22 protein-coding genes are annotated in these 25404 nt (G+C 65.1%); 8 read left to right on the top strand and 14 right to left on the bottom strand.

Annotated features, from left to right (window positions below):
- Positions 1-81 precede the first annotated feature (81 nt).
- The 7 genes from BM019_RS25260 to BM019_RS25290 form a co-directional block, all read right to left on the bottom strand.
- The gene (locus tag BM019_RS25260; protein WP_092421198.1) at positions 82-1476 is read right to left on the bottom strand and encodes a D-arabinono-1,4-lactone oxidase; all 1395 of its coding nucleotides are present in this window, start codon (positions 1474-1476) and stop codon (positions 82-84) included.
- A gap of 20 nt (positions 1477-1496) precedes the next feature.
- Positions 1497-1898, bottom strand: a complete 402-nt coding sequence (locus BM019_RS25265; RefSeq protein WP_092421200.1) for a c-type cytochrome — start codon at positions 1896-1898, stop codon at positions 1497-1499.
- A gap of 342 nt (positions 1899-2240) precedes the next feature.
- Positions 2241-3080 carry an energy transducer TonB gene (locus tag BM019_RS25270; protein ID WP_092421203.1) on the bottom strand — a complete coding sequence of 280 codons (840 nt, stop codon included), beginning with the start codon at positions 3078-3080 and terminating at the stop codon, positions 2241-2243.
- Entirely contained in the window at positions 3077-3523 is a 447-nt protein-coding gene (gene tolR / locus BM019_RS25275; RefSeq protein ID WP_009044506.1) for a protein TolR, read from the bottom strand. Before tolR ends, BM019_RS25270 begins: the two co-directional genes overlap by 4 nt.
- 13 nt (positions 3524-3536) lie before the next feature.
- Positions 3537-4247 carry a protein TolQ gene (gene tolQ, locus BM019_RS25280; RefSeq protein ID WP_092421208.1) on the bottom strand — a complete coding sequence of 237 codons (711 nt, stop codon included), beginning with the start codon at positions 4245-4247 and terminating at the stop codon, positions 3537-3539.
- A gap of 91 nt (positions 4248-4338) precedes the next feature.
- The gene (locus tag BM019_RS25285; protein WP_092421210.1) at positions 4339-6237 is read right to left on the bottom strand and encodes a phytase; all 1899 of its coding nucleotides are present in this window, start codon (positions 6235-6237) and stop codon (positions 4339-4341) included.
- 151 nt (positions 6238-6388) lie between these two features.
- A complete protein-coding gene (locus tag BM019_RS25290; protein ID WP_092421212.1) occupies positions 6389-8923 on the bottom strand; it encodes a TonB-dependent receptor in 2535 nt (844 codons plus the stop codon).
- A gap of 348 nt (positions 8924-9271) precedes the next feature.
- On the opposite strand from BM019_RS25290, the gene BM019_RS25295 reads away from it, so the two are divergent.
- The 4 genes from BM019_RS25295 (at position 9272) to BM019_RS25310 (ending at position 14170) form a co-directional block, all read left to right on the top strand.
- Entirely contained in the window at positions 9272-10186 is a 915-nt protein-coding gene (locus BM019_RS25295) for a GGDEF domain-containing protein (protein ID WP_092421214.1), read from the top strand.
- Between the two features lie 9 nt (positions 10187-10195).
- Entirely contained in the window at positions 10196-11233 is a 1038-nt protein-coding gene (locus BM019_RS25300; protein WP_092421216.1) for an AraC family transcriptional regulator, read from the top strand.
- Between the two features lie 224 nt (positions 11234-11457).
- The gene (locus BM019_RS25305; protein ID WP_092421218.1) at positions 11458-13083 is read left to right on the top strand and encodes an NADP-dependent glyceraldehyde-3-phosphate dehydrogenase; all 1626 of its coding nucleotides are present in this window, start codon (positions 11458-11460) and stop codon (positions 13081-13083) included.
- 46 nt (positions 13084-13129) lie between these two features.
- On the top strand, positions 13130-14170 hold the full coding sequence (locus BM019_RS25310) for an FUSC family protein (RefSeq protein WP_092421233.1): 1041 nt from the start codon (positions 13130-13132) through the stop codon (positions 14168-14170).
- Positions 14171-14201: 31 nt separating this feature from the next.
- Here BM019_RS25310 and glp read toward each other — a convergent pair whose 3' ends face one another.
- Both glp and moaB read right to left on the bottom strand, forming a co-directional pair.
- Positions 14202-15407: a molybdopterin molybdotransferase MoeA gene (gene glp / locus BM019_RS25315; protein ID WP_092421234.1), complete on the bottom strand. Its 1206-nt coding sequence runs from the start codon at positions 15405-15407 to the stop codon at positions 14202-14204.
- A complete protein-coding gene (gene moaB, locus BM019_RS25320; RefSeq protein WP_092421235.1) occupies positions 15404-15943 on the bottom strand; it encodes a molybdenum cofactor biosynthesis protein B in 540 nt (179 codons plus the stop codon). The genes glp and moaB overlap by 4 nt, the downstream gene beginning before the upstream one ends.
- Before the next feature lie 251 nt (positions 15944-16194).
- Here moaB and mobA point away from each other — a divergent pair, with 251 nt between their 5' ends.
- On the top strand, positions 16195-16785 hold the full coding sequence (gene mobA, locus BM019_RS25325; protein WP_092421236.1) for a molybdenum cofactor guanylyltransferase MobA: 591 nt from the start codon (positions 16195-16197) through the stop codon (positions 16783-16785).
- A gap of 149 nt (positions 16786-16934) precedes the next feature.
- Positions 16935-17837 (top strand): LysR family transcriptional regulator, encoded by a 903-nt coding sequence (locus BM019_RS25330; protein ID WP_092421246.1) that lies wholly within the window; start codon positions 16935-16937, stop codon positions 17835-17837.
- Between the two features lie 30 nt (positions 17838-17867).
- Here the strand turns inward: BM019_RS25330 and moaE are convergent, their stop codons facing one another.
- From moaE to moaA, 5 genes are all read right to left on the bottom strand, one after another.
- Complete coding sequence (gene moaE / locus BM019_RS25335) at positions 17868-18314, bottom strand: molybdopterin synthase catalytic subunit MoaE (protein WP_009044518.1); 447 nt, start codon at positions 18312-18314, stop codon at positions 17868-17870.
- A gap of 3 nt (positions 18315-18317) precedes the next feature.
- On the bottom strand, positions 18318-18569 hold the full coding sequence (locus BM019_RS25340) for a MoaD/ThiS family protein (protein WP_092421249.1): 252 nt from the start codon (positions 18567-18569) through the stop codon (positions 18318-18320).
- The gene (gene moaC, locus BM019_RS25345) at positions 18566-19042 is read right to left on the bottom strand and encodes a cyclic pyranopterin monophosphate synthase MoaC (RefSeq protein WP_175510738.1); all 477 of its coding nucleotides are present in this window, start codon (positions 19040-19042) and stop codon (positions 18566-18568) included. The genes BM019_RS25340 and moaC overlap by 4 nt, the downstream gene beginning before the upstream one ends.
- Before the next feature lie 92 nt (positions 19043-19134).
- On the bottom strand, positions 19135-20034 hold the full coding sequence (locus tag BM019_RS25350) for a bestrophin family protein (protein ID WP_092421253.1): 900 nt from the start codon (positions 20032-20034) through the stop codon (positions 19135-19137).
- A gap of 39 nt (positions 20035-20073) precedes the next feature.
- Positions 20074-21072: a GTP 3',8-cyclase MoaA gene (moaA, locus tag BM019_RS25355; protein WP_009044522.1), complete on the bottom strand. Its 999-nt coding sequence runs from the start codon at positions 21070-21072 to the stop codon at positions 20074-20076.
- A 445-nt stretch (positions 21073-21517) separates the two neighbouring features.
- Here moaA and BM019_RS25360 point away from each other — a divergent pair, with 445 nt between their 5' ends.
- A complete protein-coding gene (locus tag BM019_RS25360) occupies positions 21518-23842 on the top strand; it encodes an FdhF/YdeP family oxidoreductase (protein WP_092421254.1) in 2325 nt (774 codons plus the stop codon).
- Positions 23843-23969: 127 nt separating this feature from the next.
- On the top strand, positions 23970-25391 hold the full coding sequence (locus BM019_RS25365) for a cytochrome ubiquinol oxidase subunit I (RefSeq protein WP_092421255.1): 1422 nt from the start codon (positions 23970-23972) through the stop codon (positions 25389-25391).
- Positions 25392-25404 lie beyond the last annotated feature (13 nt).

A 25404-nucleotide genomic window follows, 5' to 3' on the forward strand; every position in this document is an offset into this window, starting at 1 on the left:
GGCCCCCACCCCCGCCAACAAGGCGCCGACACCCGCAGTACCGAGCAGGAAATTGCGTCGATTCATGCTTTTTATCTCCCTTCAGACCACGCCCAGGACGGACGACAGGTGTGCATTGAGGAACTTGCCGCCGGGGTCCAGCGCTTCGCGCACCCGGGTGAATTCCCGCCAGCGCGGGTACAACGCCTGCAACTGCCGGGCGTTGAGGCTGTGCAACTTGCCCCAGTGCGGGCGGCCGGCGTACTTCCAGAAGATCGGTTCGATGGCGGCGAAGAAGTTGTGGTGGTCCATGGCGTAGTGCTGGTGCACCGAGATCGAACAGCTGTCGCGGCCCTCGAACATGCTCAGGGCAATGTCGTCGGCCTGGACATAGCGGTACTCGATGGGAAACCAGGTGCGCAGGTCCTTGTCGCGGATCAGCTTGAGGATTTCCCGCAGGCAGGCCGGGCCGTGCTCGGCCGGCACCGAGTACTCCATTTCGTTGAAACGCACGTTGCGCACATTGGCGTAGACCTCGTAGGAGTCGCCGACCCGGTCGTCGAAACGGGCGAAATGCCGCAGGCTGTTGAGCAGGGTACGGCGGGTTTCGGGAAAGTCGCTGAGGTATTTATCGAGGTTCTCGATCAGGCTGACGAACTCGTTGCCGCCCTCTTGTGCCGGGTCCACGGGCGGGGTCGCCGGGTCTTCGGTTTCATTCAGGGCAATCGACAGCGCGTAGTCGGAATGGGTGACCACCAGCATTTCCCAGTGCTGGTTCTCGCGGGTGTTTTTCGCCAGGTCTTCGAGCAGTTCCTCGGTCTTGGCGATCCACTGTTTTTCCCGCAGGCGATAGGCCGGGCGATTCTGCAGACGCACCCGGGTGGCCACGCCCAACGCACCGAGGGAGACCCGCGCTGTGTTGAAGATTTCGGCATTACGGCGGCTGTCGCAGTCCAGCACCTCGCCGCTGGCGGTCACCAGTTGCAGGCCGCACACCTGGGCCGAATAGGACTTGAAGCCGACGCCGGTGCCGTGGGTCGAGGTGGCGATGGCCCCGGCCAGGGTCTGGTAGTCGATGTCGGCCATGTTCGGCAGGGCCTGGCCGATCGCCTTGAGCGGCGCGCCCATGCGCGACATCGGCGTACCGGCGGCGAACTCGGCCTGCAAGGTGGCGGCATCGTGGCTGAGCAGGCCGCTGAAAAAACTCAGCGACAGCAACGTGCCGTCGGTGGGCACCAGGGCGCTGAAGGAATGCCCCGAACCCACCGGGCGGATCTTGCCCGGGGTCTGGCGAATCACCTGCACCAGCTCGTCCAGGTCCTTGGGCGCCAGCCGCGCCAGGGGCAGGCAGCTTTGCGCGCCGGACCAGTTGCGCCAGGGAATCAGCCGGGGCGCCCGCGCCAGCTCGGCCAGCAGCGAGTTGCTGGCCAGCGCGCTGAAGGTCCCGGCCACTGCGGCGCGTTGCAACAGCTGACGTCGTGTGAGGGGCATGCTCATGCCAGTGTCCTTGTGCCGGATTATTGGAGGTCTTGTGCGGACATGAAGCGGATCAGGCCGAGGAACTGCTCCTCGGAACACTGCATACACAGGCCCATCGGCGGCATGCCGTTGTAGCCGTTGATGCTGTGGTCCAGCAGGGTATCGGCGCCCTGGGCGATGCGCGGCCGCCAGGCCTGGACGTCGCCGGTCAGCGGCGCGCCGGACGCCGGGTTGGCGTGGCAGAGCTTGCAGCTGCTGTCGTAGATCCGCGCCAGCGCCGGATCGTCGGGCATCCGTTGCACGGCGGTGGCCGGGGGCGGCGCGGGCTTGTCGCCGCAGGCCACCAGCAACCCGCCCAACGCCAGCCACAACGCGACGCGCCCCAGGCGATACAGCGTGACGACGGATGAAAACCGCAGCGAGGCAGTCGGTGCCGGCATGGTGTTCCTCTCGGGTGACGGTCGGGATCGACCCAGAGCCAACACTAAGGCAGGCGCGGCCACGGCCTGAGGGCATTGCAGGCCAGCGAGGGGGGCATCTGCGGCCAGGGGCAGACGCTTGCCCACGATGGGGGCGCCGCGGTTTACCGGTGGACCGCGTTATCGTTCATCGCGCGCAAGTCGGATCGCCGCCCGCTCGCTCCTACAGGATTGCGCGGGCTTCTGTAGGAGCGAGGCTTGCCCGCGAAAAACCGTTAACGATAACGCGGGGGCCTGGGGACCGCCGCTACACGGGCAATCGAGCAACAGCCGGCCGCTGCTGCTGGAGAACAACAGCCAGGGCTATTTGATTCGGTAGTGGAAAGTGTTGCGCACCGCGGGCACCGCCACCGCCTGGCCGTCGACGATGCGCGGCTGGTAGCGGAAGGTGTTGGCCGCCGCCAGCGAGGGGCGGATAAACAGCGGGTGGCAGCCATCGAGCACCTTGGGGTGCTCCACCTTGCCTTGCGGGTTGACGCTGTATTCCACGGTGCAGTCGCCCTCGATGTGCTTGTCCAGGGCGCGTTGCGGGTAGTCCGGGGCCTCCTTGCTCAGGGGCAGGTATTGGCGGCTGTCGGCCGCGGCCTGGGCGGCAGCTTGTTGCCGGGCGCGCTCGGCGGCCAAGCGCGCCTGTTCGGCACGCTGCTGCTGTTGCGCTTGCTCCTGGGCCAGGCGCTGCTGCTCGGCTTCGCGGCTGCGCTGTTGGTTTTCCTGGCGCTCGCGCTGCTGCTCGGCCAGTTGCTCGCGTTTCTTGTCCTCGACCCGTTTGCGCGCCAGGGCCGCCTGTTCGAGTTTGCGCGCCTGGAGCTGCGGATCGACAGCAGGCTTGACTGGCTCGACCGGGGCCGCGAGCACCGGCTCCGGTGGTGCGGGTGTCGGTGCGGGCTCGATTAAAGCCGGCACAGGCTCGGGCACTTGTGGCGCTGTCGGCGGCAACATCACCAGCTGGGTACGCAACACCGCCGGCTGTTCGGCGGCCGGCGGCTCTACCGACCAGCCCGCCACCAGCAGCGCCAGCACCCCGGCGTGCAGCGCCACCGCCACCGCCGCGGCCAGCGCATGGGGCCGCCAGTGCCTGGGCGAGGGTTGCAGGGAGAATTCGTCGAAAGCCTGCCGTGGACTGTGCATGATCATCGCCGTCATTGCGGGGCCTCGGTCACCAGCCCCAGGTTGCTCACCCCGCCCTGCTGCAACGCCGCCATGGCCGCCACCACCAGGCCGTAGCCGGCGTCCTGGTCGGCGCGGATGTAGACCTGGGTATCGCTGCGCGCGGCGACGATTTGCGCGACCTTGGCGCGCATCTCGTCGAGGTCCACCGCGCTGTCGGTCTGCTGGCGCGTATCCAGCTCGCCGCCGAGGTTCCAGTAGTAGCCGCCCTCGGCCTTCACCGACAGGGTCAGGATCTGCTGCCGGGTATCAGTGGCCAGAGCCTCGCTGGCGACCTTGGGCAACTCGATCTTCACCCCCTGGGTGAGCATCGGCGCGGTGACCATGAAGATCACCAGCAGCACCAGCATCACGTCGATGTAGGGCACCACGTTCATTTCGGCCTTGGGCCCGTGCTTGCGTTGCGGCCTGACTAGCATCTGCACTCTCCTCTCAGGCCGCGACGGCCAGGTTCGACGACGCGCCGTGCAATTGGCGATGCAGGCGCGCCTGCAGTTCGTTGCCGAAGGCGTAGTAGCGGGTCAGCAGGGTCTGGCCACGGGCGGCGAAGCGGTTGTAGGCGATCACCGCGGGAATCGCCGCGAACAGGCCGATGGCGGTGGCGATCAGCGCTTCGGCGATGCCCGGGGCCACGGTGGACAGGGTCGCCTGCTGCACCTGGGACAGGCCGAGGAAGGAATTCATGATCCCCCACACGGTGCCGAACAGGCCGATATAGGGGCTGACCGAACCGACCGTGGCGAGGAACTGCAAGCCTTTCTCCAGGCGGATTTCCTGCTCGCTGATGGCCACGTACAGCGAACGCTCGACCCCTTCGAGCACCACCCCGGCCGGGTTGCCGCCCTGCTGGCGCAGCTGGCTGTAGGCCTGGAAACCGGCCTGGAAGATCGGCTCGACACCACCCTCGCCGTCCGCCCGTTGCAGGCTTTCGCGGTACAGCGGGGTCAGTTCGGCGCTGCCGCGAAAGCGCTGGACGAAGGCGTCGAGCTGGCGTTCGCTGCGCTTGAGCACGCTGCTGCGCTGGATGATCAGGTACCAGCTGAGCAACGACGCCAGCAACAGGGTGAGCATGACCGCCTTGACCAACAGGCTGGCATCGCTGATCAGCCCCCAGATGGTCATGTGTTCCAGTGTCGCCTGCATGGTGAAACTCCTTTGTCTGTGCGCCCGGGCCGTCAACGCGCGACGGCGCCGGGGCTATTCGATGACATGTTGATGAACGGTTAATGACAGCTCAGGGCAGCTTCAGCGCCCTGGCCACCTCGGCCCAGGGCACGAACTTGAAGTTCTGGGTCTGCTCGGGCATGCGCTTGCGGCCGTCCTGGACCACCAGCAAGCCCTGGCTCCAGGGCCCGCCGAGGTTGGCCGAGGTGACCTCCAGGCCATCGGTTTCCGACGCCCCGTCGATGCCCGCGGCGGCATTCAGGCCGACCCGGAAAGCCCCGCGGGAGGCGAACGGCGGCTCGGCATCGAGCAGCACATAGCTGTCGTTGCCCTGGCTGGAAATCACCAGATAGTCATGGGTCTCGCTCTGGTACAGCGCCAGGCCCTCGACATCGGCATGCAGCTGCGGGCCGACCTTGATCACGCTGGCGAGCTTGGCCGGCTGGTCGGCGCGGGCATCCACCGCCCACACGCCGACGTCTTCCTCGCCGAGGAACAGGCGCTGGCGCTGGTCGTCGGCGACACAGCCTTCCGGCTGGCTGTCGACCTTGAACTGGCGCACCAGCTCGCCCTGGACCCGGCCATCGGCGGCACTCAGGCGGTATTGCAGGAAGCTGCCGTCCTTGCCGTTGGCGAAGGCATACAGCTCGCCGCTGGCCGGCTGGAACAGGCAGATGCCGTAGATTTCCTTGAGCGGCGTGGGGATCTCCCCGGCTTCGCGCAGCTCGCCGCTGGCGCGATCGATGCTGAACAGGCTGAGGCTGTTGTGATCGCGGTTGCTCGCCACCGCCAGGTCGACCACCTGGGTGCCCAGCTTGAAATTCGCCCGCAGGTCGACGTTATTCAGCCGCCCCACCGGCAACTCCTGGAGCAACTTGCCTTGCAGGTCGTAGGCCAGCAGCCCCTGTTTCTTGTTGGTGCCCAGCACCCGGCTCAGCGCCGGCTGGCGCGGATGAATCCAGATCGCCGGGTCGTCCGCCGCGTCGCCCTGGCGCCCCACCGGCTCGCTCTGGCTCAGGGCCGGCACATTTGGCAGCACCGGCGCCAGCGGCACCGGGGTGGCCTGCCAGTCCAGCCGGCCCTGGTAGACCTGCCCGTCGTCATCGTCGCGCAACAGTATTTGCAGGCCCTTGGCGCTGGCCTGCACGGCGAGGTTTTCCGGCTCCTTCAGGCCCGGCAAGCTCAAGTTGGCCCTGGGCGACCAGCCTTCGCCCTGTTGTTGGTCGCCCTGCTGATAAAGGTGCAGCCGCGCCGCCTTGGGGTCGAGCGCCAGCACGCCGCCCGGCACCAGGGCCATGGCGCCGGCGGCCTTGGCGATGTCGCCGAAGGGCGCGCGCATGGCCACCGGCCGCCGCTCGACCTGCGCCTCGGGGTGCGCCGGGTAGGCCCACCAGCCGACGTTCTCTTCGTTGACCAGCAACTGATTGGCGCCATCGTCCACCTGGCAGAACTGCGCCGCCGGCGGCAGCGGCACGCCGCGCACCCGTTGCGCGGTGGCGCTCAGTTGGGCGCCGGCGCCTACCAGCCATTGCTCGCCCTTGCCCTCCTCGCCCACCAGGAACAGGAACAGGTTGCTGGCCTCGTCGCGGTACAGGCACAGGCCGTTGACCGGGAAGTCCCGCGCCGGCAAGTACAGCGGCTGGCCCCATTGGCGGCTCTGTGGATCGAGGCTGACCAGCAGCGCCTGCTGGCGATCGTTGTCCAGGCTCGCGACCAGCACCTGGCGGCCGGCGGCGCGGGTATCCAGGCTGCTGAAGTTGCCTTTGAAGCGAGCCAGCTCGGCCCCCTCGGCATCCAGCAACAGCAGGCCGTCACGGTTGCTCGCGGCAAGGCGCTCGGAGCCGTTGGGCAGGAAGGTGATGGCATCTGCCTCGAGTGCCGGTGCCCAAGGGCGCAGAGCCAGGTCGGCGGCCATCGTCTGGCCGCAGGTCAACGCAGCCATCAACAGGTACAGGTAGGAACTTCTCATGAACAGGCAAAATCCTTGTCAGGCAAACCGCCCTCTGTAGGAGCGAGCTTGCTCGCGAAAAACCTCAAGACCCCGCGTGCTTACAAACAGCCCGCGTCATCGTTCAAGACCTTCGCGAGCAAGCTCGCTCCTACAGCGTGTGCGGTGTGGGTTAGAAGTGGGTGAAGGTCAGGCCGAGCTTGTAGGTCGGGCCGTACTCCTCGTACTGGCCGTTGTAGGAGCGGTGGCCGGTGTAGACGAAGTACGGCTCGTCGGTAAGGTTCTGTGCCTCGAAGCTCAGCTGCAGGCTCTTGGTCAGCGAGTAGCGGGCGCTGAAATCGACGAAGGTCTGGGCATCGACGTGCAGGTCGTGGGCCTTGTCGTCGATCGAGGCCAGCTCATAGAGGTAGTCCGACTTGTAGTTGGCCGACAGGCGCAGGCTGAGCGTGTCGTTTTCCCAGCCGAGCATCAGGTTGCCGACGGTGTCCGACTGGTTCGGCAGGTCGATGCTGCGCTTACGGTTGACCCCGCTGGCGGCGTCGAAACCCTTGATCTCGGCGTCGGAGCGACTGAAGGTGGCGTTGGCCCCCAGCAGCAGGCCGTTCCACGGCGCCGGCAGCCAGTCGAATTTCTGCGAGTAGGCCAGTTCCAGGCCGTACAGCTTGGCGCTGTCGCCGTTGGCGAAGGTGTGCGCCTCGGCGAAGTCGGTCCAGGCGCCGGTGCCGGCCAGGTCGGTGTTGTAGACGAAGTTCTTGATGTCCTTGTAGAACACGAAGGCCGAGACGGTGCCGGCGCGACCCATAAAGTGCTCGATGCCCAGGTCCAGGTTGCTCGACTCCAGCGGCTTGAGGTCCGGGTTGCCGAAGCTGGCCTCGTCATCGTCGATGACAAAGCCGGGCGCCAGCTGGCCGAAGGTCGGGCGCACCACCGCCTTGGTCCAGGCCGCGCGCACCTGGGTGTTCTTGTCCAGCTGGTAACGCGCGTGCAGGCCCGGCAGCCAGTGGTGATAACGACGCTTGGTCGCGGTGGACTGGAACGCGCCGTCGGTGGCGCCGGTGCCCTTGGCTTCGAACTCGGTGCCTTCGTAGCGCAGGCCGGCGATAAAGCGCCAGTCGTCGATATCGAGGGTGTTCATCAGGTAGCCGGCGTTGATGTCTTCGCGGATCTTGAAGTCGTTGACCCGGGATTCGGTTTCGTCGAAGAACGCATCGCGGTCCAGGCCGCCGATCAACTGCTTGATCGAGCCGCCGCTGATGCCCGGGCCGAAGCGGCCGAGGCGATAGTCGACGCTGCCTTTGCGGAAGCGGTCGAGGTTGAGCTGCTCGTCGCTGAAACCCAGTTCGTCGAAGTCCTTGTAGACCCAGGCATCGAGGTCGTTGTCCTTGTTGCGCCGGCTGACCTTGCCGCCGAACTTGACCTGGGACGCATAACCGCTGAGGTCGTAGTCGCGGGCCAGGTCCAGGCGCAGGTTTTTCTCGGTGTCGGTGGTGCGCTGCTTTTCCCACTCGACCTTGTCCAGGCTGAAGTTGCCCGGGTCGTAGAAACCCTGGCCGACGATCGGCCGCGGCTTGTCCTTGTCGTAGAAACCGCTGTCGGCGAAGTCGTCGTTGCCTTCGAACACCGCGTTGGCGATGTGCCCCGGGCTGTCTTCGCTGGAGCGGCTGTAGCCGGCCTGGCCGCTGAGGGTCCAGAGGCCGAACATACGTTCGCCGCCGAACACGTAGGACTGGATCTCCTGGGTTTCCTCGCGCTGCTTGAGCTTGCGTTTACCTTCGGCGTCGCCCAGCTCGCCGGCCGCCTGGGGCTCGGCGAACTCCAGGCTGGCGGCGTTGCGTGTCTCGCTGTCCTTGTAGCGGCTGTACAGGGTGCGCAGGTAGTAACTGCTGAGGTCGTCCGGCTTGTAGTCGAAGTTCAGGCCGCCGCCGGCGCGCTCGCGGCTGATGTCGTAGTCGCGCTGTTCGAACTCCTGCAGTTTCGCGCCCTGTTCGAAGTCCCAGGCGCCGCCGGTCTCGACGTTGTCCGAACCGAAGTCGCGTTTCTGCCAGCTCAGGGCCGCGGCCACGCCGAAGTTGTCGATGCCGTCGCCGAGGCTGAAGCGGTCGCTGACCGCGCCGGAGAATTTCGGGCTGGTCTGGTGAGTGTTCCGGTCGTAGCTGGCTTCCGTGCTGCCGGTGTAGAACAGGCCCTTGTGATCGAAGGCTGAGAGGCTCTGCACATCGATCGTGCCGCCCAGGGAGTTGGCGTCCATGTCCGGGGTCAGGGTCTTGATCACCGACAGCGACTGCACCAGCTCCGAGGGCAGCACGTCCAGGGCCACGGCGCGGCGTTCGCTTTCCGGGGCCGGCACCAGGGTGCCGTTGATGGTCACGCTGTTGAGGTCCGGGCCCAGGCCACGCACGCTGACGAAGCGCCCTTCGCCCTGGTCGCGCTCGACGCTGATGCCCGGCAGGCGCTGCGCCGCTTCGGCGACGTTCTCGTCCGGCAACTGGGCCACGCCGTCGGCGTGCACCACGCTCTTGATGCTGTCGGCGCTGCGCTGCTCCTTGAGCGCCTGGTCGATGCTCACGGCCTGGCCGACCACTTCCAAGTGTTCGGTGGTTTTACTCGAATCAGCTTCGGCGGCGCTCAGGCGTTCGCTGGCGATCGCCATGGCCAGGGCGGTGAGCGTGAAGCCGAGCAGGCCGGCGGTGCTGCTGCGCTTGTACATGATGGTCCTCCCCCAAGAGTCCGGTGACGCCAGGCAAGGGGCCCGGCAACTGGGAGGGCAAGCTAGGGTCGGCGAATGACGGTTCCGTGACAGGGGTTGCCAGGAAGGCCCTCGAACCGGGGGTTTGCCCGGATCCGAGGGACAAAGTGAGCTGAAATGACCTTTGCCGCGGGACTGGCGATAGCGTCAGCGGCCACACCACCGTTCAATGGCCGAGCAGATCGCAAAAAAACCCACCACCACGGTGAGCTGATTCGACCTCCCCCACCCGCTTCGCCGCCGTCACCCGGCTGTCACACACATCTGCTGTGCTGGCGCGCATTGCTTCTTCGCCAAAGGATCGCGGCCATGTTCTCAGTGCTCAAACCTCACCGTTGGAAACTCGCCAGCCTGCTGCTGGCGGCCAATCTCGGCCTGCTCCTGCACCTGGCCTGCGGCGAGTTGAAGGCGGTCAGCGAATGGGTCTGGCTAGACATAATCGGCGAAGGCGGCACCGCGCTGCTGGCCCTGATCTGGCTCGGCCTGGTGCTGAAAAGCCGCCCGGCGGGACGGGTCACCAACTACCTGGCCCTGGGCCTGAGCTGCATCTTTTTCTCCTGGTGGATCGACAGCCTCGACGAGTTCATCCGCCTGCCCGGCAGCATCGCCTGGGATCACTGGCTGGAATCCGCGCCGATGCCGGTGGGCATGGTCCTGCTGACCATCGGCATCTACCACTGGCACCGCGAACAGCTGGCGATCAGCGCGCAGATGGAAAAACGCGAACGGCTGTTCCGCGAGCACCGGCTGTTCGACAAGCTCACCCCGCTGGGCGGCGCCGACTACCTCAAGCGCCAGCTGGCCGACAGCCTGCAGGACAGCCAGCGCCAGCAGCAGCCGCTGTCGCTGCTGGCCCTGGACCTGGACAATTTCGCCGCGATCAACCAGGACTTCGGCCACGCCGAGGGCGACGCGGTGCTACAGGCGCTGAGCCATTTGCTGCTGCTCAACCTGCGTCGCCAGGACCTGCTCTGCCGGCTGGCCGGCGACCGCTTCGTGGTGCTGCTGCCGAACACCGGCGAGAGCCAGGCGCGGCTGCTGGCCCAGGAGCTGCAACAGGCGGTACGGAGCCTGGCGCACAAGAGCCGCCAGCACGGCGAACGCTTGCAGCTGTGCGCCTGTACCGCGGTGGTGATGGCCCTCGACGAGACGCCGGAGGTGCTGCTCAAGCGCCTCAACCTGGCCCTGGCCCGAGCCAAGCAGCCGCTGGCGAAAAGCGCCTGAGGCCCGGCCATGACCCTGAAGACCCGTTGGTACGAAAACGACAGCCGGTTCATTCCCGGGCATTACCAGCCGGCCAGTCTGATCGACCTGGCGCTGTCGCGGGACATCGACAGCCATCGCCTGCTGCGCGGCACCGGGCTGTTCCACGAGGACATCCTGGCCGGCCAGACCCGCCTCAGCCCACAGCAGTTTCTCGGCCTGATCGGCAACAGCCGACGGCTGCTGGACGCCGACGACAGCAGCTTCCTGTTCGGCCAGCGCCTGCTGCCCGGGCACTACGGCGCCGCCAGCCACGCCCTGCGCCACGCGCAGAACCTGCACCAGGCCCTCGACACCCTGGTGCAGCAACAGGCGCTGCTCAGCCCGTTGGCCAGCCCGCGCTTACTGCTGGACGACCAGCACGCCTATTTCTACTGGCTGGACAGCTGTGGCGCCGGCGATCAATGGCGTTTCCTGCTGGAGGCCAGCATGACCTCGCTGGTGGCCATGAGTCAGTGGCTGAGCGGCCAGCGCCTGCCCTGGGAGTGCAGCTTCAGCCATGCCGAGCCGCGTTATGTCGAGCAGTACTGGGTGCACCTGGGCGAGCACACCCAGTTCAAGCGGCCCATGGACCTGATGCGCATCCCCCGGGAATTCCTCGCCCAGCCCTGGCCCAACGCCTCGGCCACCGCCGGCCAGGTGGCGCGCCAGGAAGCCCAGGGCCAGCTCGAGCAACTGGGCTTTGCCTCGAGTTTTCTCGACTGCGTCTACCGCTACCTGCAAGCCCAGGTGCGCCAGGCGCCGAGCCTGGAACAGACGGCCCAGGCCTTCGGCATGAGCCCGGCCACCCTCAAGCGCAAGCTGCACAAGCACGACAGCGGTTTCCAGCAGCAGGCGGACCTGGTGCGCAAGCATGTGGCGCTGTACCTGTACCGGATCAAGGGCCTGAGCAACGAGGCAGTCGCCGAGTACCTGAGCTTCAACGACGCGGCGAATTTCCGCCGTTCGTTCAAGCGCTGGACCGGCAGCACCCCCAACCTGATCCGCCAATTGTTCAGCGCCAGTTGAAACAAAGGCTGTTTTTCCATGGGAAAAAGCGGCTACTCTTGGCCCAAAGAACCACACCATCACACCTCTGCTGCACGACTTTCCGCCATTTTGGCCCAGCTTTTTGCTAAAGACCCGAGACATCAAGGCGTAGAAACAAACCTTGAAGACCCGTCTCGCCCGTCAGCGCCGGCGCGCTATCCAGCCCGCCGGTGCATTGCCCATTGCCATTACGGAATAGAGTCATGACCACAGCCCCTCTGTTGAACACGCTGTTTCCCGTCGCAGCCGACATCCCCGAGCAGTACCGCCTGGACGGCCAGGTCGAGCAACGCGAGTACCTGGTCGACGGTCAGTTGCAGACCTGGAACGGGCCCCTGGCCCTGGTGCGCAGCCCGGTGTACCTGGCCACCGCCCATGGCGACGAACAAGTGATTCTCGGCAGCACCCCGCTGCTCGACGCCGATACCGCGCTGACCGCCCTCGACGCCGCCGTGCGCGCCTATGACCGTGGCCAGGGCGCGTGGCCGACCATGCGCGTGGCCGAACGCATCCAGCACGTCGAAGCCTTCCTCGGGCGCATGCGCGAACAGCGCTCGGCGGTGGTCAAGCTGCTGATGTGGGAAATCGGCAAGAACCTCAAGGACTCGGAAAAAGAGTTCGACCGTACCTGCGACTACATCGTCGATACCATCAACGCCCTCAAGGAACTCGACCGCCGTTCCAGCCGCTTCGAGCTGGAGCAGGACACCCTCGGCCAGATCCGCCGCGTGCCCCTGGGCGTAGCCCTGTGCATGGGCCCGTACAACTACCCGCTGAACGAAACCTTCACCACCCTGATCCCAGCGCTGATCATGGGCAACACCGTGGTGTTCAAGCCGGCCAAGTTCGGCGTGCTGCTGATCCGCCCGCTGCTGGAAGCCTTCCGCGACAGCTTCCCGGCCGGGGTGATCAACGTGATCTACGGCAGCGGCCGGGAAACCGTCAGCGCGCTGATGGCCAGCGGCAAGATCGATATCTTCGCCTTCATCGGCACCAACAAGGCCGCCAGCGACCTGAAGAAACTGCACCCCAAGCCGCACCGCCTGCGCGCCGCCCTGGGCCTGGACGCGAAAAACCCCGGCATCGTGCTGCCGGAGGTGGACCTGGATAACGCGGTCAACGAGGCGGTCACCGGCTCGCTGTCGTTCAACGGCCAACGCTGCACCGCGCTGAAGATCCTCTTCGTCCATGAAAGCGTGGTCGATGCCTTTATCGAGAAATTCAACGCCAAGCTGCTCAGCCTCAAACCGGGCATGCCATGGGAACCGGGGGTGGCGCTGACGCCGCTGCCGGAGTCGGGCAAGGTCGATTACCTGCACGCCCTGGTGGCCGACGCCATCGACAAGGGCGCCAAGGTGGTCAACCCCGGCGGTGGCGAAGCGCGGGCCTCGTTCTTCTACCCGGCGGTGCTGTACCCGGTGAACAGCCAGATGCGCGTGTACCAGGAAGAACAGTTCGGGCCGGTGGTGCCGATCGTGCCGTATCGCGACCTGGAAACGGTGGTCGACTACGTCCTGGAATCGGACTTCGGCCAGCAGCTGAGTATCTTCGGCACCGAGCCGGCACAAGTCGGGCATCTGGTGGACACCTTCGCCAACCAGGTCGGGCGGATCAACCTCAACGCCCAGTGCCAGCGCGGCCCGGACACCTACCCGTTCAACGGGCGCAAGAACTCCGCCGAAGGTACGCTGTCGGTGCATGACGCGTTGCGCACCTTCTCGATCCGCACCCTGGTGGCCACCAAGTTCCAGGAGAGCAACAAGGAGCTGATCAGCGACATCATCCGTAACCGCGAGTCGAGCTTCCTGACCACCGATTACATTTTCTAGAAATGGAGAACTTCCCCTGGGCCAGACCTTCCGCCTGCCACCGCTGTTGCGCCGCTTCCTGCTCCCTGTACTGGACCCGTATCGGCGCTACCGCTACGCCAAGCTGATCCATGCGGTGCGCGTGGCCCTGGGGTTGCTGGCCACCATCGCGCTGACCACCGGCCTCAATCTGCCCCACGGCGAATGGGCGTCGGTGACCATGCTGGTGGTGATCGGCGGCTTGCAGCACCACGGCAACATTGGCAAGAAGGCCGCGGAGCGGGCCATCGGCACCCTGATCGGCGCGGGCGTCGGCCTGGTGCTGGTGGTGCAGCAGGCTTACCTGGGCCTGTCCTGGCTGACCTACCTGGGGATGTCGGTGGTGTGCGGGTATTTCTCCTATCACGCCATCGGCAAGGGCGGCTACACCGCGCTGCTGGCGGCGATCACCGTGTTCATCGTCGCCGGCCACGGCGACAACCACGTCAGCGATGGCCTGTGGCGCACCGTGGATATCCTCATCGGTATCGCCCTGGCCCTGGCGTTCTCCTTCGCCATTCCGCTGTATGCGGTCTACTCCTGGCGCTACAACCTGGCCAGCGCCTTGCGCGACTGCGCCACCCTTTACGGACGCATCATCGGCGGCCAGTCGGTGACCGACGACGAACACCTGAAGTTGCTCGGGCGCCTCAATAGCACCTTGCTGCAACTGCGCTCGCTGATGCCCTCGGTGTCCAAGGAAGTGCGGATCTCCATGACCGAACTGGACGCCATCCAGCGCAACCTGCGCATGTGCTTCAGCACCCTGGAAATCCTCGGCAATACCCGGCCGGACCTCAGCGACCCGCAAGCCCGCGAACAGTTGCAACAGCTCATGAAGCATGAGCACCGGCAGGTGCGCATACAGCTGGTGGGCATGGCCCGCGCCCTGCAATCCGGCGCCACCAGACGCCTGGGGCGGCCCCTGGATGATCCGGCCTCCTCGACCCTCGACACCTCGGTCTACAGCGCGCTGGACGGCTACCGCCTGCTGACCCGGCAACTGGTGGCCAACCTCAACGAGATGCGCCAGCGCCTGGCGAAAAGCGCGGAGCACTGGAAGATCTGAGTGCGCCGCGCCTGCCGCCAGACCGCGCCGGCTAGAACAACTCGCTGAACGGAATGAAGCGCGCCGACTCGCCGGCCCGCAAGGTGCTGCCCTCAAGGATTTCCACCAGCCCATCGGCCCATGAGGCGCCCAGCAACACACCGGAACTCTGGTTCGGATAGAGCACCGCACGGCCCTCCTCCAGCCTGGCCCGCAGGTATTCGCGGCGGCCTCCCGCTTTCGGCCAGTCGAAACCGACGCTGACCGGGAAGCTCAAGGGCATGACCTCTTCGACGCCCTGGATGCGCAACAGATACGGCCGGGCCAGCAGGCCAAAAGTCACCAGGGCCGAGGTCGGGTTGCCGGGCAGGCCGATCACCGGCACGCTGCCGAAGCGCCCCACGGTCAGCGGCTTGCCGGGTTTTATCGCAAGCTTCCAGAACACCGGGGTGGCGCACTCGCGCAGTACCTGGCCGAGGCAATCGGCGTCGCCGGCGGACACGCCGCCGGTGGTCAGGATCAGGTCCGCGGCGCATTGCAGCTGTTCCAGGCGCAGCCGGGTCTGCTGTGGCTGGTCGGGGAGAATCCCGGCATCGACCACCTCGCAGCCCAGGGCATTCAACCAGTGGCTGAGCAGGGTGCGATTGCTGTTGTAGATGCAGCCGGGGCGCAAGGCGGTGCCCGGTTCGGCCAGTTCATCGCCCGTGGACAGCAACGCCACCCGCGGCCGCCGCACCAGCGGCAGATGGGTACAGCCCTGGGCCGCGGCGATGGCCAGTTCGAAAGGCCCCAGGCGTTTGCCGGCGCGCAGCAGCACTTGCCCGGCGCGGTTCTCCTGGCCTTGCGGGCGAATATTCTGACCGGCCTTGAGCGGCTGCTTGAAGCGCACGCGACCGTCGTCAAGCAGCTCGACGTTCTCCTGCATCTCGATGCTGTTGGCACCCTCGGGCAGCGGCGCGCCGGTGAAGATTCGCGCGCAGGTGCCCGACCGTAACGGCTCGGGGGCCTGGCCGGCGAAAATGCGTTGCGACACCACCAGCGGCTGACCGTCCCAGGCATCGAGGTTCAAGGCATAACCGTCCATGGCGCTGTTCGGCCAGGGCGGCAGGTCCAGGGTCGCCACCAGGTCGCTGGCCAGCACCCGTTGCCGCGCCTCGCCCAGCGCCACCGGCTCGCTGTCCTGCAGGCGTTGCGCCTCGGCCATGGCCAGCAAGCGGGCGATGGCCTCCTCCACCGGCATCAGCGGTAAGGCGCTCATCCGCGGGTCCCGCAGGCGTGCACCTGCTTGAGGTGCGGCACGAAATTGCACGGCCGGTGGCGGGCGTCGAGTTGCTCGGCGAGGATGCCTTCCCAGGCCGTCCGGCAAGCGCCCGTGGAGCCCGGCAGGCAGCACACCAGGGTGCCGTTGGACAGCCCGGCCAGGGCCCGGCTCTGCACGGTGGAGGTGCCGATATCGAGAATGGAAATCGCCCGGAACAGCTCGCCGAAACCGTCGATCCGCTTGTCCAGCAAACAGCTCACCGCCTCGGGCGTGCTGTCGCGTCCGGTGAACCCGGTGCCGCCGGTAATCAGCACCACCTGGATAGTCTCATCGGCGATCCACAGCGCGACCTGGGCGCGGATCTTGTACAGGTCATCCTTGAGCAGGTTGCGCTCGCTCAGGGTGTGGCCAGCTTCCAGCAGGCGGCTGACAAGCAATTGCCCGGAGGTGTCGGTGGCGTATTCGCGGGTATCGCTGACGGTCAGCACGGCAATATTCAGGGGGACAAACAATGCATCCGATTTCACACTCATGTCTTTCTCCGGCGGGCAGTCATAAAAACCATGGCCAGAGGCTAAAGCGCTGAAACCGTCGGTGTCTAATCACTCTGGCCGACCACTTTATCGAGCATATCTATCAAGGACTCTTTCCCCCTGGAGTACCGGCCCACGCCGGTGAAGTCCGCGGCCGATAGAGACTTTTGATCGCTCATTCGATACTTCCGATTGGACTCGAAGGGGCGACAATGAGATCGTCTGAGCCCCCAACCAGTGTGCCTCGAACAATGACCCCGACATGCCCCGCCTCCCCTTCGCCCATCCCCTGCTCGGCGCTGCTGCTGGCCGGAGGCCGTGGCGCGCGCATGGGTGGCCGGGACAAGGGCCTGCTGCCCTGGCAAGGCAAGCCGCTGATCGCCCATGTGCAGGCGGCGGTCCGACCTTTCACCGACGACCTGATCATCTCCTGCAACCGCAACGCCGAGCAGTATCGGGCCTATGCCGACCAACTGGTCGAAGACTCGCAGAGGGATTTCCCAGGGCCCCTGGCGGGTGTGCTCGCCGGCCTGGCAGTGGCGCGTCATCCGTGGCTGCTGGTGTTCGCCTGCGACGCACCGAAAATCGATGCCGCGCTGATCGGCGCCATGCTGGCGGCGCGCCCCGCCCCGGACTCGGTGCTGATGGTGCAACAGGCCGGCCACTGGCAACCCATGTTCAGCCTGATCCCCACGGCCTTGCTGGCGAGCCTGCAGCACGACTGGGACGCCGGCGAACGCAGCCTGCAGCGCGCCTTGTCGAAGCACCGGCCGCAGGCTCTGGTCTGCGCCGAGGACGACCCGCGCCTGAGCAACTTCAACACCCCTGAGCTACTTTTTTAACGGCTTTTTTAACAGCGTTTTTTAACAGCTCCGCGTGCCACCGAACGGACGCACAGTCTTTTCCTCCAAAGGTCGGATCGGGATTTCCAAACGCTTCGTGCATCCTGGACTTACCCCTGACATCAACCCCTTCTTCAGCAGGTGCCATCGTGGACATCAAACAACTCAAGTTCCTTATCGCCCTGGACCAGACCCGACACTTCGGCCAGGCCGCGGCGCGCTGCCACATCACCCAGCCGACCCTGTCCATGCGCTTGCGCAACCTGGAGGACGAGCTGGACCTGGTGCTGGTCAAGCGCGGCCAGCGCTTCGAAGGTTTCACCGAGGCCGGCGAACGGGTGCTGGCCTGGGCGCGGACCCTGCTCGCCGCCCATGACGGGCTGTTCGCCGAGGCCGCCGCCTGCCGTGGCCAACTGGTCGGTAGCCTGCGCCTGGGCCTGGTGCCGCTGAGCAGCTTCAACCCGATCGGCTACGTCCAGGGCCTTTCCAAGAGTTTCCCGGAGCTCAAGTTCGCCCTGTCGTCCATGAGCTCGGACCAGATCATCGAAAGCCTGGGCAACAACCAGCTGGACCTGGGCGTGTGTTACCTGGACCACGTGAACCCGAATTATTTCGAGTTTTTCGAGATCGGCGAAACCCGCGTCGGCCTGCTGTACGACACCCGCCACTTCCATTTCGAAAGCAGCGAAATGAGCTGGGAAGAGGCCGCCGAGCTGCCCCTGGGGATGATCAGCAATGGCATGCACTACCGCAAATCCATCGACCTGAGTTTCCGCAGCCGCGGCCTCGACCCGCAGCCGATCCTCGAAAGCGATTCGACCTATCAGCTGTTCCAGGCGATTCACGAAGGCTTCTGCTGCTCGATCATGCCGCTGTCCAGCGGCCTGGAAAACCCGATCGAGAACCTGGCCTTCATCAACCTGCCGGATGCCAGCGTGCTGGCGCCCCTGGGCCTGGTGATGCGCAAGACCGAACCGCGCTCGGCCATTGCCGAAAAGTGCTTTGCCGAAGCCAGGAGACTGTTTGCCGGGCAAGCGCCCACGGCCGACTGAAGGTGCTGCGCCGCAGGGCGCATTCCTGCCCTACCAGCGACTGGCGGCCAGTTGGTCGCTCTCTCTGCCCTGCACCCAACGCTCGCCGGACGAGGTCTGTTCGCGCTTCCAGAACGGCGCGCGGGTTTTCAGGTAGTCCATCAGGAAGGCGCAGGCCTCGAAGGCCGCCTGCCGATGGGCGCTGGCGACGCCGACAAACACGATCGGCTCGGCCACCTGCAACGCCCCCACCCGATGCACGACTCTTACCCGTTGCAATGGCCAGCGCTCATGGGCCTCATCGACGATGCGCTGCAACGAACGCTCGGTCATGCCCGGGTAATGTTCGAGGAACAGGCTGCCGACCTGCTCCCCCAGGTTCAGGTCACGCACATAGCCGACGAAAGTCACCAGCGCACCAACGCCGGGGTCCTCGCCGTGCACCTCGCGGTGCAGTCGATCAAGGTCGAAGGCCTCGGCCTGGACGTGCACGGTCATGGCTCAGCCCCCGGTGACTTGCGGAAAAAACGCGATCTCGTCGAAGCCCTCGATGGGCGCGTCGAGGTTGCACAGGTCCTGGTTCAGCGCGCACATCAGGCTGGTTTCGCCGAGCACCGCCTGCCAGGCCTCGCCCCTGGCCATCAGCAACGTCCTCACGTCGCCGACGCTGCGCAACGAATCATCCAGCGCGATCTTCTCGCCGCCGATACCGAGCTGCTCGCGATAACGGGCAAAGTAGTTGACCAGGATCATGCTGTGACTCCCGCGTCAAAGCTGCCCGATCGCCCGCCCTGTTTCTTCAGCAGCTGGATGCTGTCGATGACCATCCCGCGATCGACCGCCTTGCACATGTCGTAGATGGTCAGCGCGGCGACGCTGGCCGCGGTGAGCGCTTCGAGCTCGACACCGGTGCGGCCGTTGAGCCGGCAGGTAGCGACAATCCTGACGCTGTCGGGCTCGACGGCCTTCAGCTCAAGGTGAATCGAGCTGAGCAGCAACGGGTGGCACAGCGGGATGAGTTCATGGGTTTTCTTCGCCGCCATGATGCCCGCGATGCGCGCCACCGCGAACACGTCGCCCTTGGGGTGGCCGTTCTGCTGGATCATCTGCAAGGTGGCGGGCCGCATGCGTACCCAGGCCTGGGCCTGGGCTTCGCGGTCGGTGGGCGACTTGTCGCTGACATCGACCATATTGGCCCGGCCTTCGGCGTCCAGGTGAGTCAGGATCGTGGAATCGTGGTTCATGGTTATCCTCGCAGCCTGTTGGCTGGGTTGAGTGATGTGGCCCGGGGGAACCGGGGCGAATGCATGGGCGCCGGTCAGCTCAGCACGAAATCCACCGGTTGCAGCACCGGCGGCAGCTGGGTCGCCCCCAGGGCATCGAGCACCTCCCGCTCGATGGTGCGCACCAGGGCATTGGTCGGCAGGTCGTTCTCGTCCCGGCCGAAGGGGTCTTCCAGCTCGTCGCCAATGGCGTCCAGGCCGAAAAACGTATAACTGACGATGGCCGTGAAGATCGGCGTCAGCCAGCCCAGGGGCTCGGCCATGGCAAAGGGCAGCAGGATGCAGAACATGTAGCTGGTGCGGTGCAGCAACAGCGTGTAGGGAAAAGGCAATGGCGTGCCCTTGATCCGCTCGCAGACGGTCTGGGCGTTGGTCAGGCTGCTCAGGTGATTGGCCATCAGCGTATAGCGCCATTCGCTGATCGCCCCGGATTCGGCCAGGGTCGAACACTGTTGGCCGACGTGGCGCAGGATGCTGTCCGGCACGTTGGGCGCCTGGGCCGACGGCAACTGGCTCAGCCAGGTGCCCGCCGCGCTCAGCTGGTCTTCCTCGCGCAGCCTGGCGTTGAGGGCATGGGCGAAGCCGCAGAGGTTGCGCAGGATCTTGCCGCGCTGCCGCGAATCCTTGATCGCCTGGGTTTCGCGAATCATCGAACGCACCTCCGTCACCAGCGTGCCCAGGGCCTTGCGCGCTTCATACCAGCGGTCGTAGCAGGCGTTGTTGCGAAAGCTCATGAAGATCGACAGCGACAGGCCCAACAGGGTGAACGGCGTGGCATTGACCCTGGAGAAATAGGTCGGGTACAGGGTCTCGATAAACACGATGGCCGAGGCCAGCAGGGTCACCAGCAGGCTGCGCAGGGCGATGCGCTTGGCAATCGAGCCCTTGAGGGAGATCAGCACATTGATCAGGTTGGGTTTGGATCTGACGATCATCGCAAGACAGCCTTTTTGCAGAGGGGAAAACCGCGCGGGCTAGCCGCCGGTCATGTTCATGAACCGCACCACTTGCACCTCGTCATTGAGTGCGAAGTTGTGGCGGTACGGCTTGATTTTCATCGCCTCGATGATTGCCCGCTCCAGGCGCTGCGGCTCGCCCGGATGGCTGCGCAGCACCTGCTTCAAATCGACCGAATGCTCGTTGCCCAGGCACAGCAGGAGGCGGCCCTCGACGGTCAGCCGCACCCGGTTGCAGGTGGCGCAGAAGTTGTGGCTGTGGGGCGAGATGAACCCCAGGCGAATCTCCGGCGCCTCGGCCAGGCGCCAGTAACGCGACGGCCCCTGGGTCGACTCGGTGGAGTCGATCAGGGTGTAGCGCTCGGCGATGCGCTCGCGCACCTGGGCGCTGGAAAAGAACGCATCGGCGCGGCTGTGTTCGCTGATCACCCCCAGGGGCATCTCTTCGATAAAGGAGATGTCCAGCCCACGGTCGATGGCAAAGCCCACCAGGTCGTTGATCTCATGATCGTTGCGCCCTTTCATTACCACGCAGTTGAGCTTGGTGTGCTGGAAACCGGCGGCGTTCGCCGCATCGATGCCGGCAATCACCTGGGCCAGGTCGCCGGTGCGGGTCAGCTCGCGAAAGCGCGTGGCATCGAGGCTGTCGATGCTGATGTTCAGGCGCTTGAGCCCGGCCTCGAACAAGGGCGTCGCCAGCTTGCCCAGCTGCGAGCCATTGGTGGTCATGCACAGCTCGCGCAGCCCCGGCAGCGCGGCGATGCGCCGGCACAGCTCGACGACGCCCGGGCGGATCAAGGGTTCGCCCCCGGTCAGGCGGATTTTCCGGGTGCCCAGGGCGACGAAACTTTGCGCCAGCTGATAGAGCTCCTCCAGGGTCAGGATGCGTTGCCGCGGCAGGAACTGCATATCTTCGGCCATGCAATACACACAACGAAAGTCGCAGCGATCGGTCACCGACATTCGCAGATAGTCGACTCGCCTGGAAAAACCATCCTGCAGGATTCGATCTGACATTACCGCCTCCGTCAGCACTTCAGGTGTATCGACCCGAGTACCGTTATTGGAAGGCCACCGTTATAGAGGGCCTTGTTTGAGGCAAGACTAAGGACATTTCAAATCACCGTCTAATTGCTATTAACAACCGGTTGATCGATGGGATTTATCAGAAGAAAAATCCTCCAACTCCGAACCAAATTAAATATTCATTTAATTGATTAGTATAGATTTTTTCCTTGATAGAGCATTTCGATCATCCGGTCATTATTTGCGATTAGACAGGCACTTTATAAGCGGCTTAGGCTTGACCCCGCAGTCCTGAAGCAATCCGCGAAGTGCATAAAACCGTGCGACCTGTAATTAACAGCCACTTAAAGTTGGTTATTTATGCACACAAGAAAACAGTCATTAACAATGACTCGGCATTAGGCGCAGCCTACGTGCAATGTCCTGGAGAAGTATCATGAGCGAAGTTGAACGCTATAAACCGTACAAGGGGGCGGCCGCCGGTTGGGGCGCATTGATTGCCGTGACCAGGAACTGGTTGGGCAGCGAAAACGCTTTCAAGAATATTCGCACCATGCTCAAGACCAACCAGAACGGCGGCTTCGACTGCCCGGGCTGCGCCTGGGGCGAGTCGCCGGAAAACGGCATGGTCAAGTTCTGCGAGAACGGCGCCAAGGCGGTCAACTGGGAAGCCACCGGGCGCCTGGTCAACCCGGCCTTCTTCAACAAATACACGGTGTCGGCACTGGCGGCGCAAAGCGACTACTGGCTCGAATACCAGGGCCGCCTGACCCACCCGATGCGTTACGACGCCAGCCTGGATCGTTACGTCGAAACCAGCTGGGACGATGCCTTCGCCCTGATCGCCAGGCACCTGAACGGGCTGGACTCGCCCGACCAGGCCGAATTCTATACCTCGGGCCGGGCCAGCAACGAGGCCGCCTACCTCTACCAGCTGTTCGTGCGTGCCTACGGCACCAACAACTTCCCCGACTGCTCGAACATGTGCCACGAGGCCAGCGGCCTGGGCATGGACGACAGTGTCGGCGTGGGCAAGGGCACGGTGACCTTCGAGGACCTGGGGGAAGCCGACGCGATTTTTGTCATCGGCCAGAACCCCGGCACCAACCATCCGCGGATGCTCGAACCGCTGCGTGAAGCGGTGAAACGCGGTGCCCAGGTGATCTGTTTCAACCCGCTGAAAGAGCGTGGCCTGGAACGCTTCCAGCACCCGCAGCATCCGCTGGAGATGCTCACCAACGGCTCCGAGCCCACCTCCTCCGCCTACTTCCGCCCGGCCCTGGGCGGCGACATGGCAGCCATGCGCGGCATCGCCAAGTTCCTCTGGCAGTGGGAACGCGAAGCCCTGGCCAACAACGGCGAAGCGGTGTTCGACCGCGCCTTCATCGCCGAGCACACCTCGGGCCTGGACGCCTACCTGGCCGAAGTCGACGCTACCAGTTGGGAGCACATCCTCGAACAGTCCGGGCTGTCCCTGGAGGACATCGAGCTGGCCGCGCGCATGTATCGCAAGGCCAAGCGGGTAATCATGTGCTGGGCCATGGGCGTGACCCAGCACACCCACTCGGTGCTGACCGTGCAGGAAGTGGTCAACGTGCAACTGCTGCGCGGCAATATCGGCCGTCCGGGCGCCGGGCTGTCGCCGGTGCGCGGCCACAGTAACGTGCAGGGCGACCGCACCATGGGCATCAACGAACTGGCCCCCACCGAGTTGCTCGATGCCCTGGAAGCGCGTTTTGCCTTCAAGGCGCCGCGCAAGCACGGGCACAACACGGTGATGGCGATCGCCGCCATGGAAGAAGGTCGGGCCAAGGTGTTCATCGGCCTGGGGGGCAACTTCGCCCAGGCCACCCCCGACAGCCCGCGCACCCACGCCGCGCTGCGCAACTGCGAGCTGACCGTGCACATCGCCACCAAGCTCAACCGCAGCCACCTGGTCACCGGCCGCGAGGCGCTGATCCTGCCGTGCCTGGGGCGCACCGATATCGACCTGCAAGCCCAGGGCCCGCAAGGCGTCACCGTGGAAGACACCTTCAGCATGGTGCACATCTCCCACGGCCAGCTGAAACCCAAGTCGCCGCTGATGCGTTCGGAACCGGCGATCATCGCCGGGATCGCCAACGCCACCCTCGGCAGCCACCCCATCGACTGGCTCTGGGTGATCGAAGACTACAGCCGCATCCGCAACCTGATCGCCGACACCATTCCCGGCTTCAAGGACTTCAACAAGAAGCTGCTGCACCCCGGGGGTTTCCACCTGGGTAACGACGCCGCCCAGCGCATCTGGAAAACCGCCACCGGCAAGGCCCAGTTCACCCCCGGCGTATTGCCGGAACACCTGGTGAGCCAGGGCGTGCGCGACCTGGGCGTGAAGCCGGAGCTGATCCTGCAGACCATGCGTTCCCACGATCAGTACAACACCACCCTGTATGGCCTGGACGATCGTTATCGCGGGGTCTACGGCATGCGCGATGTGGTCTTCGTCAACGAGCAGGACATTCGCAAGCTGGGTTACGAGCCGGGGCAGAAGGTCGACATGATCTCGCTGTGGGGCGACGGTCGCGAGCGCCGGGTGAGCGGCTTCACCCTGATCGCCTACGACATTCCAGCCGGCCAGGCCGCTGCCTATTACCCGGAAACCAACCCTCTGGTGCCGCTGGAAAGCTACGGCGACCGCACCTTCACCCCGACCTCGAAGTTCATCGCGATTCGCCTTGAACCGGCGCCGGTCAGCAACCTGATCCAGTCCTCCGTCGATTGAACCTGCCCGGGGCGACGAGCGTCGCCCCGGCCCTTTCGAAGCCTGCATTGCCGTTGACCGCGAGCCGCGAGGCTCACGCGGTCGGCCGGGCCGTGCATACGTATCGAGCCACTCTGAGGGTATCGTCATGCCAAACCTGGAAGCGCTCGACCTGGCGCGAATTCAATTCGCGTTCACGGTCTCGTTCCACATCATATTTCCCGCCATCACCATCGGGCTGGCCAGCTTCCTGGCAGTGCTCGAAGGCCTCTGGCTGAAAAGCAATAACTCGGTCTACAAGGACCTGTATCACTTCTGGTCGAAAATCTTTGCCGTCAACTTCGGCATGGGGGTGGTCTCCGGGCTGGTCATGGCCTATGAGTTCGGCACCAACTGGAGTCGCTTCTCGGACTTCGCCGGGAGCATTACCGGGCCCCTGCTGACCTATGAAGTGCTGACCGCGTTTTTCCTCGAGGCCGGTTTCCTCGGGGTGATGCTGTTCGGCTGGAACCGGGTCGGCCGTGGGCTGCACTTCTTCTCCACGGTCATGGTCGCCATCGGCACGCTGATCTCGACCTTCTGGATCCTCGCCTCCAACAGCTGGATGCAGACGCCACAGGGCTTCTCCATTGTCGATGGGCGGATCGTGCCGATGGACTGGCTGGCCATCGTGTTCAACCCGTCGTTCCCGTTCCGCCTGGCGCACATGGCGATTGCCGCGTTCGTCGCCACCGCGTTTTTTGTCGGCTCGTCCGCGGCTTGGCACCTGCTGCGCAAGAACGACACGCCACAAGTGCGCAAGATGCTGTCGATGGCGATGTGGATGGCCCTGATCGTGGCGCCGATCCAGGCAGTGGTCGGCGATGCCCATGGCCTGAACACCCTGGAACATCAGCCGGCGAAAATCGCCGCCATCGAAGGCCACTGGGAAAACATCGGCAACGAACCGACGCCGCTGGTGCTGTTCGGCATCCCCGACATGGACGCCGAGAAGACCGGTTATGCGATCGAAGTGCCTTACCTGGGCAGCCTGATCCTGACCCACAGCCTGGACAAGCAGATCCCGGCGCTCAAGAGCTTCCCGAAAGAGGACCGGCCGAACGCGACCATCATCTTCTTCAGCTTCCGGATCATGGCCGGGCTGGGCATGTTGATGATCCTCACCGGCCTGCTCGGCCTGGCCTTGCGCCGCAACGGCGCGCTGTACCACAACCGGTTGTTCCTGCGCCTGGTGCTATTCATGGGCCCGACCGGCCTGATCGCCATGCTGGCCGGCTGGATCACCACCGAGGTCGGCCGCCAGCCATGGGTGGTGTACGGCTTGCAGCGCACCGCCGACGCGGCGTCGAACCACTCGGTCAGCCAGTTGAGCATCTCGCTCGCGTTGTTCGTGCTGATCTACTTCTCGGTGTTCACCGTGGGCATCGCCTACATGATGAAGCTGGTCCGCAAAGGCCCGCAGCCGCATCACGATCATCCGCCACAAGGCGGCCCCGGCCAGGACCGCACGCCGCGCCGGCCGCTGTCCGCGGTCACCGAGACCTTCGCGTCCGGCAACCCCGCCAACTGAACAAGGAGCTTGC

The sequence above is a fragment of the Pseudomonas sp. NFPP07 genome, from assembly GCF_900115645.1.
Classification (GTDB): Bacteria; Pseudomonadota; Gammaproteobacteria; order Pseudomonadales; family Pseudomonadaceae; genus Aquipseudomonas; species Aquipseudomonas chlororaphis.

What these genes read in the sequence shown, in the direction of transcription:
- BM019_RS25260 (WP_092421198.1), bottom strand. Translation starts at nt 1,476, where the DNA reads ATGAGCATGCCCCTCACACGACGTCAGCTGTTGCAACGCGCCGCAGTG.
- BM019_RS25265 (WP_092421200.1), bottom strand. Translation starts at nt 1,898, where the DNA reads ATGCCGGCACCGACTGCCTCGCTGCGGTTTTCATCCGTCGTCACGCTG.
- BM019_RS25270 (WP_092421203.1), bottom strand. Translation starts at nt 3,080, where the DNA reads ATGACGGCGATGATCATGCACAGTCCACGGCAGGCTTTCGACGAATTC.
- tolR (WP_009044506.1), bottom strand. Translation starts at nt 3,523, where the DNA reads ATGCTAGTCAGGCCGCAACGCAAGCACGGGCCCAAGGCCGAAATGAAC.
- tolQ (WP_092421208.1), bottom strand. Translation starts at nt 4,247, where the DNA reads ATGCAGGCGACACTGGAACACATGACCATCTGGGGGCTGATCAGCGAT.
- BM019_RS25285 (WP_092421210.1), bottom strand. Translation starts at nt 6,237, where the DNA reads ATGAGAAGTTCCTACCTGTACCTGTTGATGGCTGCGTTGACCTGCGGC.
- BM019_RS25290 (WP_092421212.1), bottom strand. Translation starts at nt 8,923, where the DNA reads ATGTACAAGCGCAGCAGCACCGCCGGCCTGCTCGGCTTCACGCTCACC.
- BM019_RS25295 (WP_092421214.1), top strand. Translation starts at nt 9,272, where the DNA reads ATGTTCTCAGTGCTCAAACCTCACCGTTGGAAACTCGCCAGCCTGCTG.
- BM019_RS25300 (WP_092421216.1), top strand. Translation starts at nt 10,196, where the DNA reads ATGACCCTGAAGACCCGTTGGTACGAAAACGACAGCCGGTTCATTCCC.
- BM019_RS25305 (WP_092421218.1), top strand. Translation starts at nt 11,458, where the DNA reads ATGACCACAGCCCCTCTGTTGAACACGCTGTTTCCCGTCGCAGCCGAC.
- glp (WP_092421234.1), bottom strand. Translation starts at nt 15,407, where the DNA reads ATGAGCGCCTTACCGCTGATGCCGGTGGAGGAGGCCATCGCCCGCTTG.
- moaB (WP_092421235.1), bottom strand. Translation starts at nt 15,943, where the DNA reads ATGAGTGTGAAATCGGATGCATTGTTTGTCCCCCTGAATATTGCCGTG.
- mobA (WP_092421236.1), top strand. Translation starts at nt 16,195, where the DNA reads ATGACCCCGACATGCCCCGCCTCCCCTTCGCCCATCCCCTGCTCGGCG.
- moaE (WP_009044518.1), bottom strand. Translation starts at nt 18,314, where the DNA reads ATGACCGTGCACGTCCAGGCCGAGGCCTTCGACCTTGATCGACTGCAC.
- BM019_RS25340 (WP_092421249.1), bottom strand. Translation starts at nt 18,569, where the DNA reads ATGATCCTGGTCAACTACTTTGCCCGTTATCGCGAGCAGCTCGGTATC.
- BM019_RS25350 (WP_092421253.1), bottom strand. Translation starts at nt 20,034, where the DNA reads ATGATCGTCAGATCCAAACCCAACCTGATCAATGTGCTGATCTCCCTC.
- moaA (WP_009044522.1), bottom strand. Translation starts at nt 21,072, where the DNA reads ATGTCAGATCGAATCCTGCAGGATGGTTTTTCCAGGCGAGTCGACTAT.
- BM019_RS25360 (WP_092421254.1), top strand. Translation starts at nt 21,518, where the DNA reads ATGAGCGAAGTTGAACGCTATAAACCGTACAAGGGGGCGGCCGCCGGT.
- BM019_RS25365 (WP_092421255.1), top strand. Translation starts at nt 23,970, where the DNA reads ATGCCAAACCTGGAAGCGCTCGACCTGGCGCGAATTCAATTCGCGTTC.